We start from the raw sequence: 9,723 nt of genomic DNA, 5'->3' as shown, positions 1-9,723 counted from the left end.
TGGTCAGGGTGTCGCCGATCGTGCTGGCGCTCGATCACGAAACCGCGCCGCACCATCAGGTGCTGGTGAATCTGGGCGACGAGGTGCCGCCGTCCTTCAGTCGTTTCGAGCGGCTGATCGAGATCGTCAGCCGCGACGACGCGGAGGACAGGAATCAGGCCCGGGCGCGCTGGAAACATTACGCGGATCGAGGCTATGCCATCGTCCGGCACGACCTGCAGTTGAAGGAATGACATGCCGCAGCCGCCTGCCGTACCGCGATTCATCCCGACGCTGACCGAGGTCGTAGCGCCGCCCGATGCCGACGTGGAGCCGGCGGAACGGCCTGTTGCGCCGTCGCCGTCTCCTGCGCCGACGTCCCAGGGTCAGTCCTCTGCCGCGCTGTCGGATGCGTTGCGCGAGCAGATCCTGCACCGCGTGTTGCAGCGGGTGGACATGCTGCTCGCAGCCCGCCTGGCATCGGCCGTCGAAGTCGTGGTGCAGGAGCAGACCATCGCACTGCTGCCGCGGCTGCGGGACGAAATCGGCCACGTGGTGCAGGCCACGCTAGCCGATGCCCTATCGCACGAACTGCCGCGCCGCGTCGCACCGACCGACCGACCGTAGCTGATAGTGCATGCGACTCCGCACTGACCCCCTGGCTGCGGCCCGGAAATTGCGTTAAGTTGCTCTGGACCGCCGCCATGCGGGCGCCGGCACACCTTTAGTTGTCCAAGGAGAGTTTCGTATGCACGTGACGTTGAAATTGACCGCGGTGGCCGCGTTTGCTGCTTGGGCGGGGACCGCCTCTGCACAGGATGTGCAGGTGATCCGGATCGGCCATGTCGGCCCCGTCTCCGGTCCGCAGGCCCACTACGGCAAGGACAACGAGAACGGCGCACGCATGGCGATCGACGAGCTCAATACGCAGAACATCGTCATTCGCGGCAAGAAGATCAAGTGGGAACTGCAGGCCGAAGACGACGCTGCCGACCCGAAGCAGGGCACGGCCGCCGCACAGAAACTGTGCGACGCCAAAGTGGCTGGCGTGGTGGGCCACCTCAATTCCGGTACCACCATCCCGGCTTCCAAGGTCTACAACGACTGCGGCATTCCGCATGTGACGGGCTCGTCGACCAACCCGCAGCTGATGAAGCCCGGCTACAAGACCTCGTTCCGCATCATCGCGAACGACAATGCGCTCGGCACCGGCCTCGCCATGTACGCGGCAGAAGCCCTCAAATTGAAGAAGGTCGCGATCATCGATGACCGCACTGCCTACGGTCAGGGTGTGGCAGCTGTATTCAAGCGCACGGCTGCGGCCAAGGGCATCCAGGTCGTGGACGAGCAGTTCACGACGGACAAGGCGACGGATTTCATGGCCATCCTGACCTCGATCAAGGCGAAGGCGCCTGACGCCATCTTCTTCGGTGGCATGGACCCTCAAGGCGGGCCTATGCTGCGGCAGATGGAGCAGCTTGGTCTGGGCGAGGTCAAGTACTTCGGCGGCGACGGCATCTGTACCGCGGAGCTGGCACGTCTATCGGGCGGAGCCAAATCGTTGAACAACGTGGTCTGCGCCGAAGGTGGATCGTCGCTGGCGAAAATGCCCGGCGGCGAAGCCTGGAAGAAGCGCTACGACGCCAAGTATCCCGGCCAGTTCCAGATCTACAGCCCCTACACCTACGACGCGACCATGTTGCTGGCCGATGCAATGAGGCGCGCGGGTTCCTGGGATCCGAAGGTGTACATCCCGGAACTCTTGAAGTCCGACTACAAAGGCGTCACCGCGAACATTGCATTCGAGCCGAACGGGGAGCTGAAGAACCCTGCCATGACGCTGTACGTATACAAAGACGGTAAGCGGACTCCGTTGAACTGAGGCCTGTGCAATAGTCGCAAAGCCGCTCGTGGAGCGGCTTTTTTATTGACAGATGTTTGACGGACAGGTGCGTCAGCTTTATCCCACGCGAAACGGGCTTCTCCGCCGAACGTCGGCTGTCTTCCTCGGTTTGACCATCGGTCTATCCACTGGAGTTTCGAACATGCACCCTGTTGAATACACCCCATCGGTCGCTTCCAAGCTGAAGATGTCTTCGGCCCTGTCGTTGCACCGTGCGATCGCTTTTCGGTTCCTGGCACATCCGCGGTTTTTGGCGGCGGCTGCCTTCCGCTGGCCTCAGCCCTCCTGGCATCTGGCCGCCCGGTAACCCTGATGGTTCAGCGATGGCCTGCCCGACAGGAATCGAACCTGTGACCCTCGGCTTAGAAGGCCGATGCTCTATCCAGCTGAGCTACGGGCAGCCCGGTCACGATCATAGCGTCCGATCTTTCAACTTTGTTTTATCCCAAGGAGGACACCATGTCAGCGAACGATCCCGAATTTCCAGTTCCTGAAGAAGATTTCGCAGAGGCCGATGTTTCGACGGATGACGAGGCAGGCACGAACGGCGGTGATGGTCTGGTCGAGCCGGCCGGCGTACCTTTTGATGAAGAAATAGAGCGCGTTGTGCAGCCCGAACCAGTCGGCGACTAGAAACAAAAAGCCCGTCTTTACGGGCTTTTTGTTTCTAGTCGCAGAACCGTCAATCGCGCGTGCCGCCGAGGCGTCCCCAGATGAACCCGATCGTGAGTGCAGTAACAACAGCCGCAATCGGGTGATCACGAATCACATCGCGCGGCATGTCCAGCGCTTCCTGGCATTTTTCCTCGACCCAGGCGCATCCCTGCTGCGCCTTTGCGGCGGCTTGGTCGACCTTGTCGTGGGCGCCGGCGGCAGCACGCCCGACGATGCTATCCGGGTCGATGTTGGCACTGCCGGGGAGATCGTTGATAGGTTCAATGGTCATGGGTCAAGTCCTTCTGATAGAAATGCCGAGCAGATCGGGCCCGTCGAACTAGCCCTGATAGCTTCTATTCCAAACCTCGGGACCAACGTAGGACAGCGCGCTTTTCCGCGGACAGTTGATCGGGAGCTCGCAAAAAAGCCCGCTGCGGCGGGCTTTCAAGTGACGCACGACGTTCTTGATCAGGCTTTGGGATCCCGAGGGGTGCCCTGCGGTGTCAAGCCTTGATCGCGCGGGGCAGGCGGCAGTTTGGAGCCGAGTCGTTCGCCGGTATGGCGCACGGCCGTGGCTGCGCGGTTGCCGGCTCGCTTGGTCGCCTTGCCCGCTTTTTTCACGCCACGTTCGGTCGCATGGACAGCGCGCTTGCCTGCGTTTTCAACGCGCTCCGCGGGGCCGTTGGCGCCTGGAGGAGGAGCCGAGGTCTGCGCGTGCAATGCTGCAGATGCCAATGTCAACGCGATGGCGATCGGGGCCATACGCAGGAAGGTCGGGGTTCTGTTCATCAGCTTCTCCTGTTGGTTGAAGGCACGATCAGTATGGAGCCCCGTCGATCATTTGCGATGCAAAGAGGGACCGATGATGCATAAATGGATCCAGACCTACAGCGCATGTCTCAGGTCTGCCGACGGCCAAACTTTTCTGCGAAAGTCCAGGCAAGGTCTGCAAGCGGGCGCGCTCCTGCGGCGGATGCTGCAGCGGTTGCGCTCGACGCTGTGCCTTCCTCAATGCGCTTGGCGATGCCCTGCAGGATCGCGGCGATGCGGAAAAGGTTGTAGGCTAGGTAAAAGTCCCAGTCGCGCTGCAATTCCGCCGGGTCATGCTCGCCGGTGCGTGCGCAATAGCGCTGGATGTAGTCACGCTCCAGCGGGATGCCTAAGGCTGCTAGATCGACGCCGCCTATGCCCCGGAAAGTGCCGGCAGGAATGTGCCGCACCATGCAGTGGTAGCTGAAGTCCGCGAGCGGATGTCCCAGCGTGGACAGCTCCCAGTCCAGCACGGCCAGGACGCGCGGTTCGTTGGGGTGGAACAGCAGGTTGTCGATCCGGAAATCGCCGTGCACCACCCGGGCCGCTGTCTGCCGGACTGCGCTTTCCGGAAGGTGGTCGGGCAGCCAGGCCATCAGGCGATGCATGGCGGGATTGGCGCCGGTTTCGGATGCTTGGTATTGCCGTGTCCAACGGGCAATCTGACGCTCGAAGTAGTTGCCCCGGCGCCCATATTCCGCAAGGCCGCAGGCATTCGGATCGACCGTATGCAGAGCGGCGATCACCCGGTTCATCTCGTCGTAGTGAGCGGCCCGTTCGGGCAGTGACATCCCCGGCAGCATCGGATCCCACAGCACCCGCCCGTCGACGTACGACATGATGTAGAACGCCCGCCCGAGGACCGTTTCGTCCTCGCACAAGGCCAGCATGTCGGGGACCGGCACGTCTGTGGATCCGAGGGCACGCATCACTGTGTACTCGCGCTCGATCGCATGGGCCGAGGGCAACAGCCGGGAGGCGGGGCCCGGCTTGGCACGCATGACGTATGCAATGCGGGGCGTGCTCAGGCGGTATGTCGGATTCGATTGCCCGCCTTTGAACATACCGACGGTGAGCGGCCCCTGGAAGCCCGGCACCTTTTCCGCCATCCAACGTTCGAGTGCCGGTTGGTCGAAGGCATGGGCTTCCGGGACGGGACGGGTCCCGCTCATCATCGTTTCAGTGGCCGCCATATTGTCTCCTATGAATGTGCGGCACGGCAGGAGTCAGCCCGCTTCGCCGATGCTGGAAAGTGCAGAACGGTTGCGCACCACCAGGCCACCGGGCTCGATGCGGATGATCTGCTCGCGCTCCATCGCCTTGAGTTCCTGGTTGACCCGCTGACGCGACGCGCCGAGAAGCTGAGCGAGTTCCTCCTGGGCCAATTGCAGGCCGATCCGGATATCGTCGCCTTCGGCGAGGCTGGGCACGCCGTAGCTGCGGACCAGATGTCCGAGCTGCTTGGCCAGACGTGCACGCAGTGGAAGAGTGTTGAGATCCTCCACCAGTCCGAAAAGCTGGCGAATGCGCCGTGCGTGCAGCCGCAGCAGCGCTTCGTAGAGTTCCACATGCTGCGCAAGGATCTTGCGGAAGTCCGCGCGGGCCACGCACAGGATGGTGGTGCTGCCGTGTGCGTAGGCATCGTGCGTGCGCCGTTCACCGTCGAAAAACGCCACGTCGCCGAACCAGATGCCCGGCTCCACATACGTCAAGGTGATCTGCTTGCCGGAAACCGAGGTGGAGCTGACGCGTACAGCCCCCCGTACGCATGCGATCCATTCTTCCGGGGAGTCGCCGCGGGCGGTGATCAGGTCGCCGTCGGCGTAACGTTTGACGTAGGCGCATCGAAGGATGTCGTGTCGCAGGGACGGTGAAAGCGAGGAAAACCAGCGACCGGAATTGATCGCCTCGCGTTCTTCGATGCTAAGAATGGGGTCTTCCATGAGGCTGTCTTGGACGTGACTGAACAGCCGCGGATTGTCGCGCCCGCGACCAAGCCGATGAACGGATGCTGTCGCTTTCGCGTCGGCCCACGTCGGCGGACGCGATGCACTAGTCGAACCGGGCGACCGTACCGGTTATGAATGCGTCGATGCCAACACCGGCATTCGCATAGTGGAGGTTGCGGACGAAGTGGTCCCGTTCCTTGCGGAGGTGGAGGCTCGCCGGCATCGCAGCCGCCTCGGTGATCAGTTCCTTGGTGCTGGCGATGACGTTGGATGGCAATGCGTTCAGTTCTGCCGCAATGTCCAATGCCGCGGCGAACGCGCCGCCGCTCGCGGTGACACGATTGACGATCCCGAGCGCTGCAAGCCGCTCCGCCGGGATCTGGCCGCCCAGCATGGCAAATTCGTTGGCGCATTGGCGCGGCAGGGCGCGGGCCAGTTCCCACGTACCGCCGCCGTTCGGCGACAGGCCTACGCGTACGGACGTCATGGCGAGTACGGCGTCGCGCGCCGCGACGATGAAGTCGCAGGCCATCGCGAGAGAGAAGCCCGCGCCGGCCGCCGAACCTTCCACCGCGGCAATCACCGGCTTCGGAAATGTGCGGATTTCCTCGATCCACATATGCAGGCCGTCGATGCCGTCGGCGGGTGCTTCTGGCGCACGTTGGAGCCGCGACTGCAGCCCCAGCAGGTCGACGCCACTGCAGAAGTGGCGACCGTCCCCTACGATCACGACGGAACGCACATCGGAATCGTCACCCGCTGCATTCAGCGCCTCGACCCCGGCGGCGCACATCTCGGGGCTCAACCCATTGCGACGCTCCGGATGATGGAGCGTGAGCACCATCGTGCGCCCATGACTGGTACTGCGGAGTTCGGCGGGCATGTATCGAGAATTTCCAGACGAAAGGAGGGGGAGGGAGTCGGATGCGCTTCCGCGCCAGGGTCGGCTGAGCCTTCGACATGCTGCAGACTGAGACCGAGCACGCCATGTCAACGCAGCCACAGAACTGCTTCGGGAAGTGAACTTGCACGACCCCATTATTCGAGGACAGGTCTGGACAACACGTGTGACAGAATGCCGCGCAGACCCAAAGGGGAAATCAAATCAACAAGGTCGTTTGTGGAGCATCGTAATACCGTACTCGGTATCGCCCTGTGCACGGTTGCGTTCGTAAGCGCAGCGATGTCCATGGGCCCGTCGCGTGGCAGCGCGGTGATCGGGCAGCCCCTGGAACTGTCGTTCGATATCGGGCTCGATCCCGGCATGGACGCGGCATCGGCCTGTGCGCAGGCAGAGCTCTTCTACGGTGATACGCGGATAGACAGTTCCCGATTCCGTATCAGCACCTCGGCGGGTGCAGCATCTCAACAGGCCGTTGTGCGGCTGGTATCGAACGTCGCTGTGAACGAACCGGTGGTGTCGGTCGTGTTGCGAGCCGGCTGCGGACAGACATTGTCTCGTCGCTATGTGCTTTTGTCGTCTTCGCCCGAGATGGCGGGAGGGCGTCCCGGCGATGTGACAACGCCGTTCGGGCGCGCGACACCGCCGGCAGGCCCCGACGCAACAGTACCTTTCGGAGAAGCGGCTACTACGCCTCGATCGAGCAGCGTCGTGCGCCGGCAGCAGAATCCCACCGATCAATCTCCACTCGGTGAGCGTGTGAAAAGTGCGCAAATCCGATCCGCTGCACGAGCCGCCGAGGCGCGGCATGCTCCAGCGACGGCGCCGCGCCGCGTGACGGGCACTCCATCCACATCGTTGCCGCGCCCGCGACTGGAACTGCAATCCCCAGCGGAATGGCTGGAAGATCTGCAACTCCCGCTGCGGTATTCAAATACGCTGGCTACTCTGTCGGCGGTAAGCCCGGAGCAGCGTGCGGCCGCAGCGGCGCTATGGCGGACATTGAACGGTGAAGCAGTGCCTATTGCAGGCAGCAGCGACGTGCAGCAGCGCACGCAGGTACTCGAACAGCAGAACAAGACGCTGCGGGAGGGTCTCGCGAAAACCCGTTTGCGGGAAGCCGAACTTCAAGCCCAACTCGAGGTGGCGCAGCGAGAGAGCGATTGGATACGTAGGTGGGCATGGCCCGGCGCCATCGGTGCAGTGGCGCTGTTGGCAATAGTCGGTGCAGCGGTGGCGGTGCGGCGTAAGGGCCGCCCCGCCGCCTGGTGGAAGCCCCGTCGTGAGCGGGAAATGGGCGGGTACGACTCGACGGGCATCATGGATGAGCCGGAATTTGTGGATACCCAGCCGTCCACGTTTGGTCCATTACATGCATCACGATCTGCTTCATCCGTACGGACGGAAGCAGTGACGCCGGCCGTAAACAATTTTGAAGAGCCGGCGGACTTTCTGGAGCATGTCCAGAAGCCGGACGCCGTGTCTTCTGCAATCGTGTTCGACAGCGGCGATACCAGAAGACCTGTAGTTGCACCGACGCCGGCCACCGAGCTTGGTAGACTTTCTCCGATATCTCGACAGAGTGTGCTTTCGGTCGCCCGTGAACTGCGCGGAAATTCAGCGGAGGCACTGATGGAGGTGCGACAGAATGCCGAATTTTTCACCTCACTTGGCCAATACGAAGAGGCGATCGACGCACTGCAGCAGTACATCGCCCAACACCCTCGAGACGGAGCGGAAGCATACCTGGACCTCTTTCAGATCTTCCACACGCTGAGCCTGACCGATGCGTACCGTCGGTTACGCGAGCAGTTCAACGCAGCATTTAATGCAACCATTCCGGTGTTTGCAGCGTTTCTCAGACCGACGCGACTCCTGGAAAGCTATGAGCCGGTCATGGAGCCACTGGTCTCGGCGTGGGGAACGGCGTCTGTCCTGGATACTATCGAAGATCTCATGGTCCCGGGACGTACAACTGGGAAAAATGAGCAAGTGGTATTCGAACTGGAGGCGTTTCGCGAACTCTTGATGCTTTATGAGATTGCAAAATCGACGTTGATCGACGAAACGTCGAGTCCAGACACTGTAATGTCATCGGGCGCACCTGCAGCAGTCACACCCATGGAGTTTTTTCTTGATGAACGTTTCGATGCACCGGTGGTGCCCTCTGAGCCGACGGACCTCGACATCGATTACCAGCCCAAGTTTCCGTTATCTGAAGATCGATATCCGCCGCCATCGACCTCGTTGTCGCCTGAGAAAACCTTGAATACCGACTTCGATTTCTCTACGTTGGAGCTTGCCGACACCGCGACGTCGGCGCTCGCTGCAGACAGCCCGGCGCAGGAACATTCGGTCTTGCCGAATACCGCCGATGTCACTCAGCGCAAATCGGCTGATCCGACAGCATCGCAAAAAAAAGATCAGCCGAGCAACCTCATCGATTTCGACGCCTTCGACCTGGAGGTTCCCAAGCCTCGCCCTCCGCGCAAGCCCTGATCGGACTTTAGCGGCGGACCTGGAGGGCCCCAGGGTTCACGATGTTGGTCGGCACGCCCTTGATGTAGTTCACGACGTTGTCGAACGCCGCACCGAAGTAGAGCTCGTAACTGTCCTGCTCCACATAGCCGATATGGGGAGTGCAGATGCAGTTCTCCAGACGCAGCAAAGCATGACCTTGCAGTGGCGGCTCGACTTCGAATACATCCACCGCGCCCATTCCTGGCCGGCCACGATTCAGTGCGGCGAGCAATGCATCGGGCTCGATCAGTTCAGCGCGTGACGTGTTGACCAGCAGCGCGGTCGGCTTCATCCTCGATAGGTCGTCCAGCGTCACGATATTGCGCGTATCGTCGTTCAGCCGGAGATGCAACGAGATCACGTCGCACTGTTCAAAGAAGTCCTCCCGGTTCGACGCCGCCTGATAACCGTCTGCCAGCGCCTTGGCACGCGACGCCTCCCGGCCCCAGATACGTACGTTCATGCCGAAGGCGCGGCCGTAGCCGGCCACCAGTTGGCCGATCTTGCCGTAGCCCCACACGCCGAGCGTCTTGCCGCGCAGCACCGTCCCGACTCCGAAGTTCGCCGGCATGGACGCTGCCCGGAGGCCGGATTGCTGCCAGGCGCCGTGCTTGAGGTTAGCGATGTACTGCGGCAGCCGCCGCATCGCGGCCATGATCAAGGCCCAGGTCAACTCGGCCGGTGCGACCGGCGAACCCACACCTTCGGCCACCGCGACACCGCGCTCGGTACAGGCGGCCAAGTCGATGTGAGCACCGACCTTGCCCGTCTGCGCGATCAGCCGCAGCCTCGGGAGCTTTTCGATCAGCTGCCGGCTGATCTGGGTACGTTCCCGGATCAGCACGATGATGTCCGCATCCTTAAGGCGCACCGACAACTGACCCAGACCCTTGACCGTATTGGTGTACACCTTGGCAGAGTAGGGGTCCAGGCGGGCGGCGCACGGGAGCTTCCGCACAGCATCCTGATAGTCGTCGAGGATCACGATATTCATGCCCGGATTG

At 62.0% G+C, this 9,723-nt stretch carries 11 protein-coding genes and 1 tRNA gene; 5 read left to right on the top strand and 7 right to left on the bottom strand.

Annotated elements, in window-relative coordinates; translation table 11 throughout:
• The 3 genes from QZ500_RS11460 to QZ500_RS11450 form a co-directional block, all read left to right on the top strand.
• Positions 1 to 233: DNA polymerase III subunit chi (locus tag QZ500_RS11460; RefSeq protein ID WP_295855337.1), on the top strand; the 233-nt coding region annotated here is incomplete at its 5' end.
• Position 234: 1 nt separating this feature from the next.
• Positions 235 to 606, top strand: a complete 372-nt coding sequence (locus QZ500_RS11455; protein WP_295855334.1) for a hypothetical protein — start codon at positions 235 to 237, stop codon at positions 604 to 606.
• A gap of 121 nt (positions 607 to 727) precedes the next feature.
• Entirely contained in the window at positions 728 to 1,861 is a 1,134-nt protein-coding gene (locus tag QZ500_RS11450) for a branched-chain amino acid ABC transporter substrate-binding protein (RefSeq protein ID WP_295855331.1), read from the top strand.
• 345 nt (positions 1,862 to 2,206) lie between these two features.
• Here the strand turns inward: QZ500_RS11450 and QZ500_RS11445 are convergent.
• Positions 2,207 to 2,283, bottom strand: a tRNA-Arg gene (locus QZ500_RS11445).
• A 58-nt stretch (positions 2,284 to 2,341) separates the two neighbouring features.
• Here QZ500_RS11445 and QZ500_RS11440 point away from each other — a divergent pair.
• Positions 2,342 to 2,515, top strand: a complete 174-nt coding sequence (locus tag QZ500_RS11440) for a hypothetical protein (protein WP_295855328.1) — start codon at positions 2,342 to 2,344, stop codon at positions 2,513 to 2,515.
• A gap of 49 nt (positions 2,516 to 2,564) precedes the next feature.
• Here the strand turns inward: QZ500_RS11440 and QZ500_RS11435 are convergent, their stop codons facing one another.
• From QZ500_RS11435 to QZ500_RS11415, 5 genes are all read right to left on the bottom strand, one after another.
• Positions 2,565 to 2,828 carry a hypothetical protein gene (locus QZ500_RS11435; RefSeq protein ID WP_295855325.1) on the bottom strand — a complete coding sequence of 88 codons (264 nt, stop codon included), beginning with the start codon at positions 2,826 to 2,828 and terminating at the stop codon, positions 2,565 to 2,567.
• Positions 2,829 to 3,007: 179 nt separating this feature from the next.
• Positions 3,008 to 3,328, bottom strand: coding sequence for a hypothetical protein (locus tag QZ500_RS11430; RefSeq protein WP_295855322.1), 321 nt, complete (start codon positions 3,326 to 3,328; stop codon positions 3,008 to 3,010).
• 110 nt (positions 3,329 to 3,438) lie between these two features.
• Positions 3,439 to 4,542 (bottom strand): phosphotransferase, encoded by a 1,104-nt coding sequence (locus QZ500_RS11425; RefSeq protein WP_295855321.1) that lies wholly within the window; start codon positions 4,540 to 4,542, stop codon positions 3,439 to 3,441.
• Between the two features lie 33 nt (positions 4,543 to 4,575).
• On the bottom strand, positions 4,576 to 5,292 hold the full coding sequence (locus QZ500_RS11420) for a Crp/Fnr family transcriptional regulator (RefSeq protein ID WP_295855319.1): 717 nt from the start codon (positions 5,290 to 5,292) through the stop codon (positions 4,576 to 4,578).
• 109 nt (positions 5,293 to 5,401) lie between these two features.
• Entirely contained in the window at positions 5,402 to 6,181 is a 780-nt protein-coding gene (locus QZ500_RS11415; protein ID WP_295855316.1) for an oxepin-CoA hydrolase, alternative type, read from the bottom strand.
• Positions 6,182 to 6,373: 192 nt separating this feature from the next.
• On the opposite strand from QZ500_RS11415, the gene QZ500_RS11410 reads away from it, so the two are divergent.
• The gene (locus QZ500_RS11410; protein ID WP_295855313.1) at positions 6,374 to 8,698 is read left to right on the top strand and encodes a hypothetical protein; all 2,325 of its coding nucleotides are present in this window, start codon (positions 6,374 to 6,376) and stop codon (positions 8,696 to 8,698) included.
• Between the two features lie 7 nt (positions 8,699 to 8,705).
• Here the strand turns inward: QZ500_RS11410 and QZ500_RS11405 are convergent, their stop codons facing one another.
• Entirely contained in the window at positions 8,706 to 9,713 is a 1,008-nt protein-coding gene (locus tag QZ500_RS11405) for a D-2-hydroxyacid dehydrogenase family protein (RefSeq protein ID WP_295855310.1), read from the bottom strand.
• Positions 9,714 to 9,723 lie beyond the last annotated feature (10 nt).

Origin of the sequence: uncultured Xylophilus sp., from assembly GCA_913776965.1 — a bacterium.
GTDB lineage: Bacteria > Pseudomonadota > Gammaproteobacteria > Burkholderiales > Burkholderiaceae_C > Xylophilus.
Note: the sequence above shows the minus strand (reverse complement) of the source record. Positions and strands in the feature narration are given on the sequence as shown.